Source organism: Paenibacillus enshidis, assembly GCF_042136365.1.
In the GTDB taxonomy this organism is placed as follows: domain Bacteria; phylum Bacillota; class Bacilli; order Paenibacillales; family Paenibacillaceae; genus Paenibacillus; species Paenibacillus enshidis.
In genome coordinates this window covers 365,791-383,735 of the sequence record NZ_JBHHMI010000001.1, presented here as the reverse complement: position 1 = coordinate 383,735, position 17,945 = coordinate 365,791, and the positions used below count along the sequence as shown (strand labels likewise).

The following is a 17,945-nucleotide window of genomic DNA, read 5'->3' as shown; positions in this document are numbered from 1 at the left end:
CACTTCCGTTCAAAGCATATTTTTCTCCCCGTAAGTTAACCTCCGTCCATGAACGTCGAAGACGATCTCGCCTCCCTGAAGCCCCCAGATCCGGGATGCAAAACGCTCGGCTATCTCCAGTGGAAGCACGCTGATGACGGTGATCCGCTCCTGTTTGCACAGCCCCCGCAGCGTTTCCAGCACCTTGTCCGCCGCAGCAGGATCCAGGCCGTTCACCGGCTCATCGGCCAGAATAACCTTGGCGCCATGCACCAGCGCACGGGCTATAGCTACCCGCTGCCGTTCTCCTCCGCTTAGTTTCTCGCATTTGGCATGAGCTTTATCCAGCAAGCCCAGCTCCTCAAGCGTATCCATCGCTCCCATATAATCATCGGAACGGACCATGCCCGTAATCATTCGCCAGACAGGAGTTTGTCCCGCTCTTCCGATCAATACGTTTTTAAGTGCGCTCCGGTTCAGATTCACATAAGGATTCTGCTCCAGAAAAGCCCATTCCCGTCTTTGCTTCAGTTTCCCCGAAATGCCGTTCTTCAGGACGTCTTCCCCGTTTATCATGAAACTGCCGCCGTCCCACGATTCCTTCAGCGCCAGACAGCGCAGCAATGTGCTCTTGCCGCTGCCGCTCGGTCCAACAAGCGCAATAAATTCGCCCTGCTGGATATCTGCGCTTATATTGCGGAGCACCGGAATTCTGTCTGCTCCGACATGTTTGGTCAGCTGCCTTATTCTGATCATCGGATATTCCCCTTCTTGTCCGCACCAACATATTTTGAAACCTTCTTAATTACTTAAGTTTATTGTAATAAAAGAATAATTTCTATGCAAACAAACGTTCTAGACAGACTAGTTCACATTATAGTGGACAACGCCCGGCAAAACAAGCGATAATGAATGTTGACGCAATTATTTCAAGGTTGCAATAGCATGCTGTCTGACAGGAGGCATTTTGTCGCATGAGCTACGAGGTCAAAATTGACGCATCTCCGATTTATGAGCTGCTCGGAAGCTTTATGGTATACGTCACCAAAAAATGGGTTCGGGATCTGGATGTAGGAACCGCATGGATTGAGCAAGTTGATAACAAACTATCTTCTGAAGCAAAACAAGCCATCGACACAGCCAAAGATCTGCCCTTTAATGATTACGATGTTTTGTATGCATGGGCCTTTACAAGGCCGGGCTTTGATGAAATCGCAGATTTTCTCGCCTATCTGGAGAGCAGTGATGACCGGTCGCTGCATGAGCGGATCTTCCATCATCTTCCTTTCCTGACTCCAGAGGAATCCATCAGAATCCGCCGCACCTATGTCCCTCTGCTCCGCGCCTGGGACAAGGAGTATTTCCGCCAGCAGGAAGGGGAGCTCCGGGCCATCGCCTTTGAGGATGCCGAGGAGAAAAAAATGCTGCTTGGCAAAATGGATCCTGATGCGCTTGTAGAATACGCTACGGCAGGATTGGTAGTTCCCCCGCTGCAGGATCTCGATACGGTCGTGCTCTTCCCGAGCGTACACAATCGGCCGATCAATACGTACTGCTTTTATAGCCGGATGCTGCTCATCCAGTATCCGGTGGATATTCCCGAAGAAGACGAGGATGCGCCTCCTACCATTTTACTGAGACTGACCCGGGCTGTTGCGGATCCGCAGCGTCTGCGGCTGCTCCGCTATTTTGCCGGCGAGCCGCGATCGTTGTCCGACATGCGCCGGGATTTAAAGCAAGCGGATGAAGAGCTGATGTCTGACTTGATGATTTTGCGGGTGGCCGGGCTGCTGCGCATTCACATCGGCCGTTACGGCAAGGAAAAATTCAGCATCCGCCCCGAGGGCACTTCGGATCTGCAAATGTTTTTGGAATCATACGTCCGGATTTGACCAGCGTGCATATCCGGACGTCAGGGAGGAAATCAACAGTTTATGATCACACGGCAGCAAATTATATTTGATTTGGATGATACGCTAGTATACTGTAACAAATACTTTGATATGATTCTTGACCAGTTTTTTGAGACACTGCAGGAATGGTTTGCGGATGAAGCTCTGACGACCGGGGAAATCCGCGACAAGCAGATCGAAATTGATGTCGCCGGCGTGAAAAAGCTTGGCTTTGCCAGCGAGCATTTCCCCCGCTCACTGGTTGAAACATACCATTATTTCTGCAATGCTTACCAGCGCGAATACGTTAAAACGGAAGAGGAACAGCTCCTGCTGCTGGGAAGAAGCGTATATGATCAGGAGGTGGAACCTTATCCCGGCATGGTGGAAACCCTTGAATCCCTGCGTAAGGCCGGTCATACCCTGCACCTGTACACCGGCGGGGAAGTCGCAATCCAGCAGCGGAAGATCGATCAAATGAAGCTGTCCACATACTTTGAAGACCGTATTTTCATCCGCCAGCACAAAAATGTGCAGGCACTGGAGGAAATTTTGCGGGCGAACCGGTTTGACCGCAGCGTGACCTGGATGATTGGCAATTCACTGCGCACAGACGTATCGCCGGCGCTTGAAGCGGGAATCCATGCGATCTATTTGCAGCAGGAAAAGGAATGGGTGTATAACATGGTGGAGCTGCAGCAGAAGCCTGCCTCTGTGATGTATACGATCAGAACCCTTACGGAAGTTCCCCGTGTCATTCATGAAAGCATTCAAATCCACCAGCAAAAACGGACCCTCGGTTAGGGTCCGTTTTTGCTGCACGTCATTCCATTCTGACTCCCAGTTTGCCCGTCGGCGCATCCTCAAGCACAATTCTCGCTTTAACAGCTGAACCGTCGCTGCGCTTGAATGTCAACAACTGGGTCTGGCCTTTGCCCAGCAGTGATTTCAGCATTGCTGCTGACAGCGTTTTGCCCTTGTATTCCTTCCAGATGACAAACCCGCAGCCCTGTTTGAAATGGGTGCATCCATAGCCTTTCCTGCCTTCAATGATCGAGCCGCCGCAGCCCGGACGGGGGCAGTTCCCAAATTTCGTCCGCTCCGCCACAAGAGTCGCTGATGCGGAGGCGCTTTGATCGCTTCCCGTGCTGCTCCCGGCTTTTCCGTTCCCGGAGCGTCCCGCACGTCCCTTACGCGTCCGGCTGCCGCCGTCCGTGCCGAAGGAGTCCGCCGCCGCAGGCGTCTGTTTTCTAACCTTTTCAATGACGGAGAAAGTGAACTTTTTTACATTTTCCATGAACTTTTCCTGCGCAGCCTCACCCTTGGAAATCTGGTTCAATCTGCGTTCCCATTGTCCGGTCATTTCCGGGCTCGCCAGCAGCTCGACCCCGGCATGACGAATAAGCTCGATGGCTGTCTTTCCTTTTTCTGTAACGAGAACGCGCTTGCCCTTCATCTCGATGTAGCCGACCTGCTTGAGCCGCTCAATAGTGGCGGCGCGGGTGGCGGGTGTGCCCAGGCCGGCATCCTTCATCACTTCGCGCAGTTCCTCATCCTCCATCTGCTTGCCTGCGCTTTCCATCGCCTTCAGCAAGGTGCCCTCCGTATAGCTTTTAGGAGGCTGGGTCGCTTTCTCCTTTACCTCCGACTTGACGCAATAGGCAGGCTGGACTGGGTCGAGCTCGAAATGTCCCTCCGTCCACTCCTCCGTCTCTTCCTCTTCATCCTTCTTGCCGCGCTTGCCTGATTTCTTCTCAGTGTCAGACGCAGCTTCAAGCACGACCTTCCAGCCCAGCGAAACGAGCTCCTTAATGCCTGTTTTGAAGATATGCTGCTCCACTTGTGTCAGCACCGTATGCAGCTTGTACTCCGCCGGCGGATAAAAGTGGGACAAAAAGCGGCGCACTACCAGATCATAGATGTTCTGCTCTTCTTTGCTAAGCGTACCCGTTCTTTTCAAGGTGGGCAGGATCGCATGGTGATCTTCAACCCTTGCCGGATTGCAGACCGATTTATTTTGTTTGTGAACCAGCCTGCTATCCGCATTTTGCGCAAGCTCCGCATATGGACCGGATTGCAGCATATGAAGCACTTTGTGCATGCCTTCAATATTTTGCTCTGTTACATAGTTGGAGTTCGTTCGCGGATAAGAAATGACCTTATGACGCTCATACAAGGCCTGCGCCACATCCAGCGTTTTCTTGGCCGAATATCCGTACCTGGCGTTCGCCTCGCGCTGCAGCAAGGTTAAATCATACAGCTTGAAGGGATATTCCTTGGTCGGCTTCATTTCATATTTGGCAATGCTGCCTGTTTTGCCTTTGACCGCGGTGGCAATGTCAGCCGCCTTCCCCTGCTCGGTCAGCCGGTCTCCCTGCCATACCCCTTTATATTTGGTTTGTCCCTGCTTAAAAAAGCCCAGCACCTCGTAAAAGGTCTGGCTTTCAAACGCCGCAATCTCCTTCTCCCGGTCATGGATCAGGGCCAGCACAGGAGTTTGCACCCTGCCAACAGATAGCAGTGCGTTGTGTCTGGTCGTAAAAGCACGCGAGGCATTCATGCCGATCAGCCAATCGGCTTCACTTCGTGCCCGGGCGGCCAGGGTCAGATTTTCATACTCCGAGGCATCCTTCATATTCGCGAAGCCCCGCGAAATGCTTTCGGCCGTCAGATCCGAAATCCACAACCGCTTTACAGGCTGCCGCAATTTCAGCTGCTGCTGGATCAAAGCAAAGATATACTGCCCTTCACGCCCTGCGTCACAGGCATTGATGATGGAATCGCAGCGTTTGGCCAGCTCTCCGATCGTTTTCAGCTGATCCTTGGTCTTCGGATTGGGAACAATTCTGAAATGCTCCGGTATAATAGGCAGATCATTGATGTTCCAGCGCTTGTACTTCGGATCATAGGCATCCGGCTCGGCAAGCCCGAGCAAATGGCCAATGGCCCAGGTTACAATATAACGTTCACCTTCCAAATAACTGCGGTTGTTCTTCGCGCGGGGCTCGATCACCGCCGCTATCGTCCGTCCCATGTCGGGTTTCTCAGCGATCACCAGCGTCTTCATCCATTTCTTCCTCCCTGGCGCCTGCAGCTTAGCAAGCTTGATCCTAGTCCGTTTAGAAGCAAAAAAAGCTTTCGTCTAAGAAAGCTTTATGCCATGATTACAGTCTATTATACCACAGAAGCCGATTCTTCTAAAGGAAAAACAAATCACACAAAAGTTATGTATATGTTAATTTTCATGTCACATAAAGTACGAAACTACGGAATAACTTTTAATCTTCGAATTATTTTTCAATTTTCGCATATATGTTGTGGCTAAGACAGAAGTTATATGTTATATTTAATGACGATAGAGGTGCGAAAAAAAGACTCCGCTTAAGCAGAGTCTCGAAAAATAGGATCATAGCTATTGATAAAAGTTTAAACCAATACTGAGGAGCCCATCAAATATTTATCCACTTCACGGGCCACTTCTCTGCCTTCGTGAATAGCCCAAACAACCAGGCTCTGACCACGGCGCATGTCCCCGGCAGCGAACACTTTATCCACATTGGTTACATATTTGCCGTAACGGGCTTTGACGTTCGAACGGCGGTCGGTTTCCAGGCCCATCTGCTCAACAATGGTTTGCTCAGGACCGTCAAATCCGATCGCAATCAGGGCCATTTGCGCAGGGAATACACGCTCTGTTCCAGGGACCGGTTGATAGATCTTGCGTCCTGTTTCATCAACAATACGCTGAATTTGAACCGTATGCAGCTCTTTCAGGTTTCCGTTGTCATCCCCGACAAATTTCGTGGTCATGATGGAGAACTCGCGCGGATCATCGCCGAAAATCGCCTTTGCCTCTTCCTGAGCGTAATCGAGCTGATACACATTCGGGAATTGCGGCCACGGATTGGCGACAGGATCCCGTTCCAGCGGGGCCTTGCTGTGAGTACCGAATTGGGTCACGCTGCGGCAGCCATGACGCAGCGCTGTAGCAACACAGTCCGAGCCGGTGTCGCCCCCGCCAATGACAATAACATCCTTGCCTTCAGCATTAATGAATTGACCATCCTCCAGACCGGAATCCAGGAAGCTCTTGATCGTTCCATTCAGGTAGTCCATCGCATAATGAACTCCGTTCAAATCGCTTCCCTCAATGCTGAACTCTCTCGGCTTGGTTGCTCCTCCGCACAAAACGACCGCATCAAACTCATCAACAAGCTGCTGTGCCGGAATGTCCTTGCCGATTTCCGTACCGGTAATGAACTGTATTCCTTCCGCTTCAAGCAGCTCCACACGCCGCTCAACCACTTTCTTATCCAGCTTCATGCTTGGAATACCGTACATCAGCAGTCCCCCGACACGGTCGGCACGTTCGTATACAGTTACACTGTGGCCTGCTTTGTTCAGCTGGGCAGCCGCTGCCAACCCCGCCGGGCCGGACCCGACGACAGCTACGCGCTTGCCTGTACGCTTCTCCGGGGGATCGGGAACGACCCAGCCCTCTTCAAAGCCTTTCTCGATGATCGCTTCTTCAATGGTCTTGATCGTCACGGGCTGTCCGATCAGACCGACGGTACATGAACCCTCGCACGGAGCGGGACAGACGCGCCCGGTGAACTCCGGAAAGTTGTTCGTCTTGTGCAGACGGTCCAGGGCCTCTTTCCAGAGTCCACGGTATACAAGATTGTTCCACTCAGGGATGAGATTGTGAACAGGGCACCCATAGGTGCTGCCGGCCATATCCAAGCCTGTATGGCAATAAGGGGTTCCGCAGTCCATGCAACGGGCACCCTGTGTGCGTAATTCTTCTTCGCTCAAATGCTTATGGAACTCCTCCCAGTCCTTAACCCGTTCCAGCGGGTCGCGGTCTGCAGGAAGCTGTCTCTTATACTCCATAAACCCTGTTGGTGTAGACATCTTACGTTCCCCCATCTCCTCTTATCTGTGCCCGCTTCGCAAACATTCCACAACTCCCTCTCCATGAAGGGAGCTCAGGAATATGAAACGGTAACCCTCAATTGAATCAAATTTGATTCATTGTAACACAATAAAGCAGAAAAGTGTTGAAATACTGTGCAACTTTTTAGCGAAAAGCGAAATGTATTTTCAATCATATCAATAAATATTTCAAATAGCATACCATACACAGATATGAATAATAAACAGGAAAATCGTATATTTATTTGATTATGTGCTTTATTTGGCAGCAGTCAGACTCTTTCATAAAATACAAAACGGTAGCAGTAAGGGTTCTTCTCGTCTGTTATTCCCTGAATTTCGCGCACGGGTTTCCAGCCGCTCCAGTCCAGATCCGGAAAGACCGTATCTCCTTCGAACGCTTCTTCAATACGGGTTACGATCAGTTCGTCGGCATAGGGCCAGAACAGCTTATAGATTTCCGCTCCTCCGATAATCATAAGCTGCTCCTGCTCGGCCAGCTTCATTCCTTCTTCAAGACGGTGAATCACATCCGCTCCGTCCGCGATATAATCAGGATCACGGGTCAAAACGACATTTTTGCGCTGCGGCAGGCTTTTCCCTCCAAAGGATTCCCACGTTTTGCGGCCCATCAGCACCGTTTTATTAATTGTCTGTTCTTTAAAAAATGCCATATCCCGCGGCAGTCTCCATGGGAGAGAATTGTTGTTGCCGATCGTTCCATTCTTATCCATCGCCCATATCATGGAAATACTCATGTAAATCCCCCCTTCACGTACCCAAAGGCTCGTGTCCGGCAGTTCTGCCGTCTTTAAATCGCTACCGGCGCCTTAATCGCAGGATGATGTTGATAGTTCACAAATTCAAAGTCTTCAAATGTATAATCGAAAATGGTATCCGGCTTCCGCTTGATCATCAGCTTCGGCAACGGATAAGGCTCACGCTGCAACTGGGTGCGAACTTGCTCGAAATGGTTTGAATAAATATGGACATCTCCGCCGGACCAGATGAACTCGCCCACTTCAAGGCCGCACTGCTGGGCAACCATATGCGTAAGCAAAGCATAACTTGCGATGTTAAAAGGCAGTCCCAGGAAGGTATCCACCGAGCGCATCGTCAGCATGCAGGACAGCTTGCCGTCGGCAACGTAAAATTGAAATACAAAATGACATGGCGGCAGCTTCATCCGGTCAATTTCAGCCACATTCCATGCACTCACCATATGTCTGCGCGAATCCGGATTGTTCTTGATCGAATCGATAACATTGGTAATCTGGTCGATCGTTCTTCCGTCCGGCGTTTCCCAGGCGCGCCATTGCGAGCCGTATACAGGACCAAGATCACCGTTCTCATCCGCCCACTCGTCCCAGATGGTGACTCCATGCTCCTTAAGATAAGCGATATTGGTATCGCCGCGCAAAAACCAGAGCAGCTCATGAATGACCGATTTCAGATGGACTCTTTTTGTCGTTACGAGCGGAAATCCCTCCGTCAGATCAAAACGGAGCTGTCTGCCGAAGACGGAACGAGTGCCGGTGCCAGTGCGGTCGTCCTTGTCGGTTCCATGCTCCAAAATATCCTTCAGCAAATCCAAATAATTTTTCACTGCACATTCCCCTCTTCATACAAGCATTGTACATGACAGCATTCGTCCGAATTCACCAGATCACGTCATCTTTTATAAACATTCTGAATCTTAGTGTACCATGAGCGGCCAACTCTCTCCAGATGAAAAAAACGTCTGTTCAGATGGATAATACTTGCTTTTGTTAAAAAAAGACAGAGAACGCGCTTGGCGTTCTCTGCTCTGTACAAAATATATATTGCTGCAAAAGAATTAGCGGCGGGGAACCATCGTATGGATGGGGTGACCCAATACCACTTCAGCTGACTCGGAAACCAGTTCACCCAGCGTAGGATGCGCATGGATCGTAAGAGCGATATCTTCGAGTGTAGCTCCCATTTCAATAGCCAGACCCAGCTCGGCAATCAGATTGGATGCTTCGATACCTACGATTTGCGCCCCCAGTACAAGACCGGTTTCTTCATCAGCCACGATTTTCACGAAGCCTTCAGTACCATTAAGGGAAACAGCGCGGCCGTTCGCAGCATAAGAGAATTTGCCTGTTTTTACTTTGTGGCCTTTATCTTTCGCTTGCTGCTCGCTGTAACCTACACTTGCACATTCAGGATCTGTAAATACTACAGCAGGAATGCATTTGTAGTCCACTACGGAAGGCATGCCGGCAATGACTTCAGCCGCCACTTTACCTTCATAAGAAGCTTTGTGCGCCAGTGCAGGGCCTGCAACGATATCACCGATAGCGAAAATATGCTTATGATTAGTGCGACCTTGATGATCCACTTTTACAAAACCGCGCTCATCCAATTCTACTTCAATCAGATCAAGCCCCAGCTCACCATCCGTATTTGGACGGCGTCCAACTGTAACGAGCAGGTATTCAGCCGTTACTTCTTTGCTCTCGCCGTTTACGGAGAATTTCACCGTAACGTCTTTGTCTGTTTGCTCAGCGCTTTCGGCTTTGGCGCCTGTGACGATTTCGATGTTTGTTTTCTTCATGTTCTTCGCAACGAGCGAAGTCATATCTTTATCAAAGCCAGGGAGAACAGTATCCAAGCCTTCGATGATAGTCACTTTTGTACCAAATTTGGAGTACATTTGACCCAACTCAGCACCAATATAGCCGCCGCCGATGACGATCATGCTCTTCGGTACTTCAGGCAGGTTCAACGCTTCTGTCGAGGACAGAATGCGGCCGCCAAACGGGAACGGCTTCAGCTCGATTGGACGGGAGCCGGTAGCGATGATGCAGTTTTTGAAACGGTAACGCGGAGATTCATGATCATTGAATACACGCGCTTCGTTTTGGTTAATGAACATGCACTCGCCGTTGAAGATTTCCACTTTATTGCCTTTGAGCAGCGCGCTTACACCGCTGGTCATTTTCTTAACAACACTTTCCTTGAACTCCTGTGTTTTGGTGAAGTCCACTTTAACATCACCCACCGACACGCCGAAGAAATCGGCGTGCAGTGCGTTTTCGTATTGATGGGCTGCGGAGATCAGGGCCTTGGACGGAATACAGCCGCGGTTCAAGCACACGCCGCCGAGTTCCGATTTATCCACGATCAACACTTTTTGACCCAGTTGCGCAGCGCGGATGGCGGCTACATAACCGCCCGGACCCGCACCGATGACCAATGTATCAATATCCAGAGAAGCGTCTCCTACTACCATTGATTACACCTCCATAACAAGCAGCTCAGGGTTGGCGAGCAGCTGTTTGATATAATTCATGAAGTTTTGGGCTGTTGCTCCATCGATAATACGGTGATCGAAGCTCAGGGACAGTGCCATGACAGGAGCTGCCACAATTTCACCGTTTTTCACGACAGGTTTTTCACTGATGCGGCCAGTTCCGAGGATGGCCACTTCAGGGAAGTTGATGATTGGTGTAAAGAACATGCCGCCTGCAGAACCAATGTTGGTGATGGAAATGGTGCTGCCTCTCATTTCGGCAGGAGTCAGCTTGCCTTCACGGCCGCGGGAAGCGAGATCGCGAATCGAGTCCGCAATCATCCAGATGCTCTTGCGGTCTGCATCTTTAATGACCGGCACGATCAGACCGTTATCCGTATCTGTCGCAATACCGATGTTGTAGTATTTTTTGTACACAATTTCATTTGCTTCTTCGTCGATCATGGCATTCAGAGCCGGGAACTGACGGCTAGCGGCAACGAGCGCCTTCACGATGAATGGCAGGTACGTTACTTTTACGCCTTTCTTCTCGGCGATCGGCTTCATACGGGTACGGAATGCTACCAGCTCGGTTACGTCCACCTCGTCCATAATCGTAACGTGTGGCGCGGTATAAGCCGACTTAACCATTGCATTGGCGATGGCTTTGCGGATGCCTTTGAATGGCACACGCTCTTCTTCAAGCTGCTGGTCTGCTGTTGCAGGAGCCGCCGCCGCTTTCTGAGCTGCAGGTTTCGTTTCCGCAGGTGCTGCTGCCTGTGCTGCAGGAGCTGCCGCAGGGGCAGGGGCAGGGGCTGCTTGAACGCCGCCGTTTTTGAAGGCCTGAACGTCTTCTTTGGTTACTTTGCCGTTTTTGCCGGTTCCGTTCACCAGGGAAATATCCACGCCTTGCTCACGGGCAAATTTACGAACACTAGGTGTAGCAAGCACTTCTTTGTTGGAAGCTGCCGCAGGCACAGGAGCTGCATTGACAGCTACAGGTGTTTCAGCAGCGGCTGGAGCGGACGCGCCGCCTTCCTGTTCAGGAAGCTCGCCCTCTGCGTCGATGATTGCTACGACTTGGCCTACATGGAATACATCGCCGTCTTTCGCGAACACTTCAGCGACGGTTCCATTTACAGGGCAAGGAACTTCCACAACAGCCTTGTCGTTCTGTACTTCCATAATGATGTCGTCGTCTGTCACTTTGTCCCCTGGCTTGATGTGCATTTTGATGATTTCACCTTCATGCAGACCTTCGCCCAATTCAGGGAACTTGTATTCAAACTTGGAGCTTCCGGAAGCAGCCGGATTTGCTGTTGCAGGCGAAGAAGTCGTGTCAGCTCCGCCTTGAGCTGCACCCTTTTCCTGTACTGCGTGGCTGCCTGCGGTTGCTTCTTCCTGTTCAGGCACATCACCTTCCGCGTCGATGATCGCTACTACCTGACCAACGTTGAATACGTCGCCGTCCTTCGCGAACACTTCTTTCACTGTACCGTTTACCGGACAAGGAACTTCTACGACAGCTTTGTCATTTTGCACTTCCATAATGATGTCGTCGTCTGTCACCTTATCGCCGGGTTTGATATGCATCTTGATGATTTCGCCTTCGTGCAGGCCTTCACCAAGCTCCGGGAATTTGTATTCAAAATTTGCCACGTTCAAAACCTCCCAATTTAATCAGGGTCCAGCCCTTTCCTGCTCTCGTTGCCGAATGGCCGGAACCCTCTACTGTGAGCTCTAATTAAAATTCCAGCACTTTGTTAACCCCGTCAATGATGCGGGCTGGGGTTGGAAGCCATGTATCCTCAATTTGCGCGAAAGGATAGATCGTGTCTGGCGGTGCAATACGCAGCACAGGAGCTTCGAGATGAAGAATGGCTTTTTCATTGATTTGGGCAACAACCTCGGCACCAACACCGGAACTCTTCTGAGCTTCCTGCACCACAATGGCACGGTTCGTTTTCTTAACCGAAGCTACGATGGTATCGATATCGATCGGGCTAACAGTACGCAGGTCGATGACTTCTACTTTGATTCCCTTCATTTTTTCAAGCTCTTCAGCGGCTTTAACGGATGTGTGAACCATCATGCCGTAAGTAATAATCGTAACATCAGAGCCTTCACGAACTACTTTCGCTTTGCCCAGTTCAACCGTGTAATCTCCTTCTGGCACTTCATCACGGAATGCATGGTAGAGATTCAGGTGCTCCATGAAGAATACAGGATCGTTATCGCGAATCGCTGCGATCATCAGACCTTTGGCATCGTAAGGATTGGATGGAATAACAACCTTGATGCCCGGTGTCTGAGCCAGCAGACCTTCCAGCGCGTCTGTATGCAATTCAGCCGCTTTTACGCCGCCGCCGTACGGTGTACGGAATACGATCGGGGAATTGTAGCGTCCGCCAGAGCGGTAGCGCATACGTGCCGCTTGAATAGCCATTTGATCCAGCGCTTCAAAAATAAAGCCTACGAACTGAATCTCCGCAACAGGACGGAAGCCCTGAATACCCAGACCAACTGCGAGGCCGCCAATCGCGGATTCGGCAAGCGGTGTATCAAACACGCGCTCTTCGCCAAATTCCTTCTGCAAACCTTCTGTGGCGCGGAATACGCCGCCTACATTACCTACGTCTTCACCGAAAAGAATGACGTTCGGATCACGCTTCAATTCAACGCGCAGCGCGTCGCGAATCGCTTCTTTCATGTTCATTTGTGCCATTGCTTCATTTCCTCCTTAAACATTAACAGATCACATTCGTACCTTATCCATCATGAACCTGAACCGGTCTCAGGCTTCATACCTATGTTTTATTGAAAATCCGCTTTTTGTTCTTCAAGATGCTTCGGCGTATGCTCGAACATGCTGTCAATCAGGCCTGGAACCGTCATTTTTTCGGTTTTCTCAGCTTTCTTGATCTCTTCGTTGACTTTCGCTTTCGCTTCTTCTTTCACGCGCTCGGTGTCCGCTTCCGTCCACAGTCCTTTTTTCTCAAGGTATTTGGCCAGACGAGCAATCGGATCCTTCTCGCTCCATTGTCCTTCTTCTTCTTTCGTACGATATTTGCTGGCATCGTCAGAAAGGGAATGCGGACGGAAACGGTAAGTGACCGCTTCGATCAGTGTAGCGCCTTCGCCGTTGCGTCCACGTTCAGCAGCTTCCTGAACCGCTTTGATAACAGCAAGCACGTCCATGCCGTCAATTTTTACGCCTTTGATACCGGCCGCAACCGCTTTATGAGCGATGGACAGGGCGGCTGTCTGTTTGGAGAATGGCGTAGTAATGGCGTAACCGTTATTTTGCACAAAGAAAATAACCGGAAGCTTGTAAACCCCAGCATAGTTCAGACCTTCGTAGAAATCGCCTTCGGAGGAACCACCGTCACCCGTGTAAGTAATGACCACTTGTTTTTGTTTCTTGAGCTTGAAGCCCATCGCAATGCCCATCGCATGCAAAATTTGTGCCCCGATAATAATCTGCGGCATCAATACGTTAACACCTTCAGGAATTTGGCCGCCATGCTGATGACCGCGGGAGTACAGGAATGCTTGATACAGCGGAAGACCATGCCATACGATTTGTGGCATATCACGATAGCCTGGTGCGATAAAGTCCTCTTTCTCCAAAGCGAACTCACTGCCGACCATCGTTGCTTCCTGACCGGATACCGGAGCATAGAAGCCAAGGCGGCCCTGACGTCCAAGGTTAACGGCACGGTCGTCCCAGGTGCGGGTAAATACCATGCGGTACATAATTTCTTTCAATTGATCGTCGGTAAGCTCAGGCAGCATATTCTCATTAATAATTTCACCTTCCGGGGAAAGCACGGAAAGAGCTTCCACTTCCTCCGTGTACACTTCGTAAGGAACCTTGCTCATTTTCTTCACCTCAACAAAAAATTTGAATATCAAGTTCCGCTGTTATAGAATTATTATACACCTGTTCTACCTCTTGAGTCAAAGATATCCGCCATTTTTATTTGTTTTGTGCAAATCGTGTATGTATAACAGGTTTCACAATTCATTATAACAGCATAGTACATCTTTTAAAATTTAACCAGTCTATGCAACCACGGTTATCTTAACTTATTGTGATCATGAATGCAAAAAATTACCCGCGAAAGGTGACGAAGCATGACGGATTCCCGCTACCTGAAAAGAACGATTCTCAAAGACGAAATTCAGAGCCGTTTTTTGAACGCAAAACGCAATCTCCGGATCTACCTGCCACCTGGCTATAACGAAATTTTGAGTTATCCTGTCGTTTACTGCCAGGACGGCGAAGAGTTTTTCAACTTCGGGCGAATCGCCACCCATGCCAACCAACTCATTCTCGATGAAGGGCTGGAGCCATTCATCATTGTAGGTGTAGAGGTCGATACTTCCATCCGAACACAGGAGTACGCCCCCTTTGGCAGCCTGTTTGAGGCCTATACCTCCTGCTTTGCCAAGGAAATCGTCCCTTATATTGAAGGCAAGTATCCTGTCAGACAAGAGGCCTCCGAACGAGTGCTGGCCGGGGATTCCCTTGGCGGCAGCGTCTCGCTGCATCTGGCCCTGATGTACCCCGAGCTGTTCACAAGGGTCATCAGCCTGTCCGGCGCCTACTACGAGAAATCACGCGAGCTTATCGACCGTGAACAGGACCTGTCCTATCTGGAGGTCTGGATGACGGTCGGCCTGCAGGAAACGGAGTTTCAAAGCGATACCGGAACCTATGACTTTGTTGAAATTAACCGCAAGACAGCAGACCTGCTCAGAGAGCGTGGAGCCACGGTTTCTTATCGCGAGAAGGACGGCAGGCATATCTGGGGCTTTTGGCAAAACGAGCTGCCTGATGCGCTGAGCTATTTTCTCGGACTGGCTTAAGAAAAACGTCCCCACCCACCAATACCCGCTGCACAGCCTGCCTTAACGCCAAATTTTACAGACATAAATCAAAAAAAATTTCGGCAGCCCCCCTGTCCCGGCCTACTGGCCGGGATTTTGCTTTCTCCGCCGTTCAGCCTGTGGTTGCGCTTTCATCCAAACAACAGAAAAAACGGCACTGCTGCCGTTTATCCTTTTCGTCATCATACGACCATATTATAGCTTTTCGCTTACAATCTTGTCCAGAAGGACCTCGCACCCCAGATCAATTAATCTGTAGGTTTCTTCGAAGTTACCTGTAAAATACGGGTCAGGAACCTCGCGGAGCGGCTCGTCGGGAAGCAAATCCATCAATTTCAGGATTTCCGCATCCTTTCCTCCCTGAAGCCTGCGCAAATTTTGCTCATTGGAGTCGTCCATGCACACGATATAGTCAAATTGTTCAAAATCCTGCGCCTGCATCTGCCGGGCAATCAACCCTTCGCTGCTGATCCCGTGCAGCTTGAGCTGCCCGAGCGTTCCTTCATGCGGCGGCTTGCCGATATGCCAGTTGCCCGTCCCGGCCGAATCGGTTGCAATGGCACCCTGCAGCCCCCGCAGCGCAGCCTTATGCCGTAACACAGCCTCTGCCATCGGCGATCGGCAAATATTGCCCAAACATACAAATAATACTCGAATCATGATCCTTATCCTTTCTGAACCCGCCAGTCAACCGCTCCCGGATCTGCCTGCGACGGACGGCGCAGCGATCGCCGCGGGAGTTTCCATTTATAATACACGGAAAGCATACGAAATACTACGACACTTATAAAGAGCACGATCAGCTCTGCCGGGCGGGCTGTGAGCCCGGTACCTACCGCAAGTCCAGCCAGCATGGCCCATACGGCATAAATCTCGTCCCTCAGCACAAGCGGCTTGCGCCCGGCCAGCAGGTCACGGATCATGCCGCCGCCCGTGCCTGTCAAGAAAGCGGCGACCACGGCGGCAATGACAGGATGGTTCATCTGTGTGGCATACAGCGCCCCCTGAATTGCAAATGCAGCCAGACCGACCGCATCGAACAGCGCTTCTGTCCGCTTCCAATGCTTGATCCATTCGTAAGGCAGCATAAATGCAATGACTATGGAAATAACGGCCAGCGTAATTAGCATCCCCTGACTCCAGAGCGTAGTCACCGGAACACCGATGAGAATGTTGCGGATCACTCCTCCCCCGAATGCCGTCACCAGCCCAAGTACAAGCACTCCCACAATATCGTATTCTTCCTCCATCGCCACGATAGCCCCGGACATGGCGAAGGCAATCGTCCCGACAATGCTGAACCAATCAAAGATGTGTAATTCCAACAGCTTGTTTCTCTCCCTTTCTCTTCTGACTGCCTGCTTTCTTGAAATCCCTTACTTCCCCTGTCAACTTTCCACCTTCTCATTGTAGCGAAACCGGAGGAAATTGTGCAAGCGATAATTATCCAGGTTATACTTATACATAGTGCATTTTTTTAGAGGAGATGTAGCGGATGAGCATCAGGAGAGCAATCATATTTTCCGGCGGAGTCCTGTCTTCGGATGACTGGTCAGAGATCAGGGACGGAGACCTGATTATTGGGGCGGATCGCGGAGCGTTATATCTGGTGGAGCACGGAATTCGCCCCGATATCGCCGTAGGCGATTTCGATTCCGTGCTGCCGGAACAGCGGGACAAGGTTGAGGCATGCAGCAAACGTCTTCTCAGCTGTGACCCCGTTCACAAGGATCTTACCGACACCGAGCTTGCGCTTGAACTGGCGATTGAGGAGCAGATCGGCGAGGTGCTGCTGCTCGGCGCTACCGGCACCAGAATGGATCATACACTCGCCAATTTGCAAATGCTGCTGCGCGCCATGCAACATCATATCCACTGTATCATCCAGGATGCGCACAACCGGATCATGCTGACAGGCACGGAAGCTGTTGTAGAGGACAGGGGATATACCTATACCTCCCTGCTCCCCATGACGAATGAAGTAACAGGCATCAATCTTGAAGGATTTATGTACCCGCTGATGAATGCAACCCTTAAAATGGGACAATCCAGGGGCGTCAGCAACCGTCTGACCGCTGCTGCTGGCAAAGTTTCGATCGAGAGCGGCATACTGCTCATCATCCAAAGCAAGGATTGATTACATTTTTGTAATCTTATTTTAACATTTGCAAAAGAGTCAAAAAAGGCTAAAACCGTTGATAATTCAACGGTCTTAGCCTTTTTGCTTGCCGGTTTCCGCAGCATTCCAGCCTTTTACAGCAATTTTAACCGTTTTTTAATAATCCGGTTCAAGGCCTTGACGCACAAGGAATAAACCAGATTCACCTAAATTCTGGGAGGTAACAAAACTGTTATACTCAGTCCTGCAAGAGGGCAAGCATTCAAGCATTCCTTTCGAATGACTAATACTTTTGGAGGTACAACTACATCATGAAGTTCAACAACTTGTTTAAGAAAGTCATCTCTGTCGGACTGGCTGCTTCTATCGGCTTTGGAGCAATCGCAACTATAGAAGCTCCATCCGCGCATGCGGCTACCGCCACATCGACTAAAGGTCAACAAATTGTTGATTTTGGCAAAAAGTACATAGGAACTCCTTATGATTTCGGAGCTAATACCAGCACGACGAGAAGATTTGACTGCTCGTCCTTCACGAAGTACATCTTTGACAAATATGGAGTGAATCTTCCCCGCACTTCCGAGGATCAAGCGCGGAAAGGCAAATATGTTTCCAAATCCAACATCAAGGTCGGGGATCTGCTGTTCTTTTCCAGCGGCAGCCGCGCTAACGGCAGAAATGTAACGCATGTTGGTGTATATGCAGGAAACGGCAAAATTCTACACACTTACGGTTCTCCAGGCGTAACCATCTCCAATTTGAATTCAGGCACATGGAAGAAAACCTACCTGTTCGCACGCCGTGTACTGTAATGAATTGATATCATCATAAATGAAGCAAACCGGAAGCCCTCAGCTCCGGTTTGTTT

The 17,945-nt window shown here is 50.3% G+C and carries 16 protein-coding genes; 5 read left to right on the top strand and 11 right to left on the bottom strand.

The genetic code is table 11. The features are described 5' to 3' along the window. Positions 1-9 precede the first annotated feature (9 nt). The gene (locus ACE41H_RS01630; protein WP_375352840.1) at positions 10-735 is read right to left on the bottom strand and encodes a phosphonate ABC transporter ATP-binding protein; all 726 of its coding nucleotides are present in this window, start codon (positions 733-735) and stop codon (positions 10-12) included. A gap of 218 nt (positions 736-953) precedes the next feature. Here ACE41H_RS01630 and ACE41H_RS01625 point away from each other — a divergent pair, with 218 nt between their 5' ends. Next, the gene (locus ACE41H_RS01625; protein ID WP_375352839.1) at positions 954-1,871 is read left to right on the top strand and encodes an ArsR family transcriptional regulator; all 918 of its coding nucleotides are present in this window, start codon (positions 954-956) and stop codon (positions 1,869-1,871) included. Between the two features lie 42 nt (positions 1,872-1,913). Next, complete coding sequence (locus tag ACE41H_RS01620) at positions 1,914-2,675, top strand: HAD family hydrolase (RefSeq protein WP_375352838.1); 762 nt, start codon at positions 1,914-1,916, stop codon at positions 2,673-2,675. A gap of 19 nt (positions 2,676-2,694) precedes the next feature. Here the strand turns inward: ACE41H_RS01620 and ACE41H_RS01615 are convergent, their stop codons facing one another. From ACE41H_RS01615 to pdhA, 8 genes are all read right to left on the bottom strand, one after another. Continuing rightward, entirely contained in the window at positions 2,695-4,938 is a 2,244-nt protein-coding gene (locus ACE41H_RS01615) for a type IA DNA topoisomerase (RefSeq protein ID WP_375352837.1), read from the bottom strand. Between the two features lie 359 nt (positions 4,939-5,297). Beyond that, positions 5,298-6,785 carry a glutamate synthase subunit beta gene (locus ACE41H_RS01610; protein WP_375352835.1) on the bottom strand — a complete coding sequence of 496 codons (1,488 nt, stop codon included), beginning with the start codon at positions 6,783-6,785 and terminating at the stop codon, positions 5,298-5,300. 293 nt (positions 6,786-7,078) lie between these two features. Next, complete coding sequence (locus tag ACE41H_RS01605; protein WP_375352834.1) at positions 7,079-7,564, bottom strand: dihydrofolate reductase; 486 nt, start codon at positions 7,562-7,564, stop codon at positions 7,079-7,081. Positions 7,565-7,617: 53 nt separating this feature from the next. Beyond that, positions 7,618-8,412, bottom strand: a complete 795-nt coding sequence (gene thyA, locus ACE41H_RS01600; protein WP_375352832.1) for a thymidylate synthase — start codon at positions 8,410-8,412, stop codon at positions 7,618-7,620. 231 nt (positions 8,413-8,643) lie between these two features. Next, positions 8,644-10,065, bottom strand: a complete 1,422-nt coding sequence (gene lpdA, locus ACE41H_RS01595) for a dihydrolipoyl dehydrogenase (RefSeq protein WP_375352830.1) — start codon at positions 10,063-10,065, stop codon at positions 8,644-8,646. A 3-nt stretch (positions 10,066-10,068) separates the two neighbouring features. Further along, positions 10,069-11,724 (bottom strand): 2-oxo acid dehydrogenase subunit E2, encoded by a 1,656-nt coding sequence (locus tag ACE41H_RS01590; RefSeq protein ID WP_375352829.1) that lies wholly within the window; start codon positions 11,722-11,724, stop codon positions 10,069-10,071. A gap of 85 nt (positions 11,725-11,809) precedes the next feature. Next, entirely contained in the window at positions 11,810-12,790 is a 981-nt protein-coding gene (locus tag ACE41H_RS01585) for an alpha-ketoacid dehydrogenase subunit beta (RefSeq protein ID WP_375352828.1), read from the bottom strand. Between the two features lie 89 nt (positions 12,791-12,879). Then, positions 12,880-13,947, bottom strand: coding sequence for a pyruvate dehydrogenase (acetyl-transferring) E1 component subunit alpha (gene pdhA, locus ACE41H_RS01580; protein WP_375352827.1), 1,068 nt, complete (start codon positions 13,945-13,947; stop codon positions 12,880-12,882). A gap of 255 nt (positions 13,948-14,202) precedes the next feature. Here pdhA and ACE41H_RS01575 point away from each other — a divergent pair, with 255 nt between their 5' ends. Further along, the gene (locus tag ACE41H_RS01575) at positions 14,203-14,937 is read left to right on the top strand and encodes an alpha/beta hydrolase (RefSeq protein WP_375352826.1); all 735 of its coding nucleotides are present in this window, start codon (positions 14,203-14,205) and stop codon (positions 14,935-14,937) included. A gap of 216 nt (positions 14,938-15,153) precedes the next feature. Here ACE41H_RS01575 and ACE41H_RS01570 read toward each other — a convergent pair whose 3' ends face one another. Continuing rightward, entirely contained in the window at positions 15,154-15,618 is a 465-nt protein-coding gene (locus tag ACE41H_RS01570) for a low molecular weight protein-tyrosine-phosphatase (RefSeq protein WP_375352824.1), read from the bottom strand. Between the two features lie 5 nt (positions 15,619-15,623). Beyond that, a complete protein-coding gene (locus tag ACE41H_RS01565) occupies positions 15,624-16,283 on the bottom strand; it encodes a trimeric intracellular cation channel family protein (RefSeq protein ID WP_375352822.1) in 660 nt (219 codons plus the stop codon). A 170-nt stretch (positions 16,284-16,453) separates the two neighbouring features. Between ACE41H_RS01565 and ACE41H_RS01560 the strand changes: the two genes are divergently transcribed. Continuing rightward, the gene (locus ACE41H_RS01560) at positions 16,454-17,095 is read left to right on the top strand and encodes a thiamine diphosphokinase (protein WP_375352820.1); all 642 of its coding nucleotides are present in this window, start codon (positions 16,454-16,456) and stop codon (positions 17,093-17,095) included. A 293-nt stretch (positions 17,096-17,388) separates the two neighbouring features. Continuing rightward, positions 17,389-17,889 carry a C40 family peptidase gene (locus ACE41H_RS01555; protein WP_375352818.1) on the top strand — a complete coding sequence of 167 codons (501 nt, stop codon included), beginning with the start codon at positions 17,389-17,391 and terminating at the stop codon, positions 17,887-17,889. Positions 17,890-17,945: the final 56 nt, after the last annotated feature.

Coding starts and splice junctions, on each gene's coding strand:
- ACE41H_RS01625 (WP_375352839.1), top strand. CDS start 954: ATGAGCTACGAGGTCAAAATTGACGCATCTCCGATTTATGAGCTGCTC.
- ACE41H_RS01620 (WP_375352838.1), top strand. CDS start 1,914: ATGATCACACGGCAGCAAATTATATTTGATTTGGATGATACGCTAGTA.
- pdhA (WP_375352827.1), bottom strand. CDS start 13,947: ATGAGCAAGGTTCCTTACGAAGTGTACACGGAGGAAGTGGAAGCTCTT.
- lpdA (WP_375352830.1), bottom strand. CDS start 10,065: ATGGTAGTAGGAGACGCTTCTCTGGATATTGATACATTGGTCATCGGT.
- ACE41H_RS01615 (WP_375352837.1), bottom strand. CDS start 4,938: ATGAAGACGCTGGTGATCGCTGAGAAACCCGACATGGGACGGACGATA.
- ACE41H_RS01575 (WP_375352826.1), top strand. CDS start 14,203: ATGACGGATTCCCGCTACCTGAAAAGAACGATTCTCAAAGACGAAATT.
- ACE41H_RS01605 (WP_375352834.1), bottom strand. CDS start 7,564: ATGAGTATTTCCATGATATGGGCGATGGATAAGAATGGAACGATCGGC.
- ACE41H_RS01570 (WP_375352824.1), bottom strand. CDS start 15,618: ATGATTCGAGTATTATTTGTATGTTTGGGCAATATTTGCCGATCGCCG.
- ACE41H_RS01560 (WP_375352820.1), top strand. CDS start 16,454: ATGAGCATCAGGAGAGCAATCATATTTTCCGGCGGAGTCCTGTCTTCG.
- ACE41H_RS01610 (WP_375352835.1), bottom strand. CDS start 6,785: ATGTCTACACCAACAGGGTTTATGGAGTATAAGAGACAGCTTCCTGCA.
- ACE41H_RS01555 (WP_375352818.1), top strand. CDS start 17,389: ATGAAGTTCAACAACTTGTTTAAGAAAGTCATCTCTGTCGGACTGGCT.
- ACE41H_RS01585 (WP_375352828.1), bottom strand. CDS start 12,790: ATGGCACAAATGAACATGAAAGAAGCGATTCGCGACGCGCTGCGCGTT.
- ACE41H_RS01630 (WP_375352840.1), bottom strand. CDS start 735: ATGATCAGAATAAGGCAGCTGACCAAACATGTCGGAGCAGACAGAATT.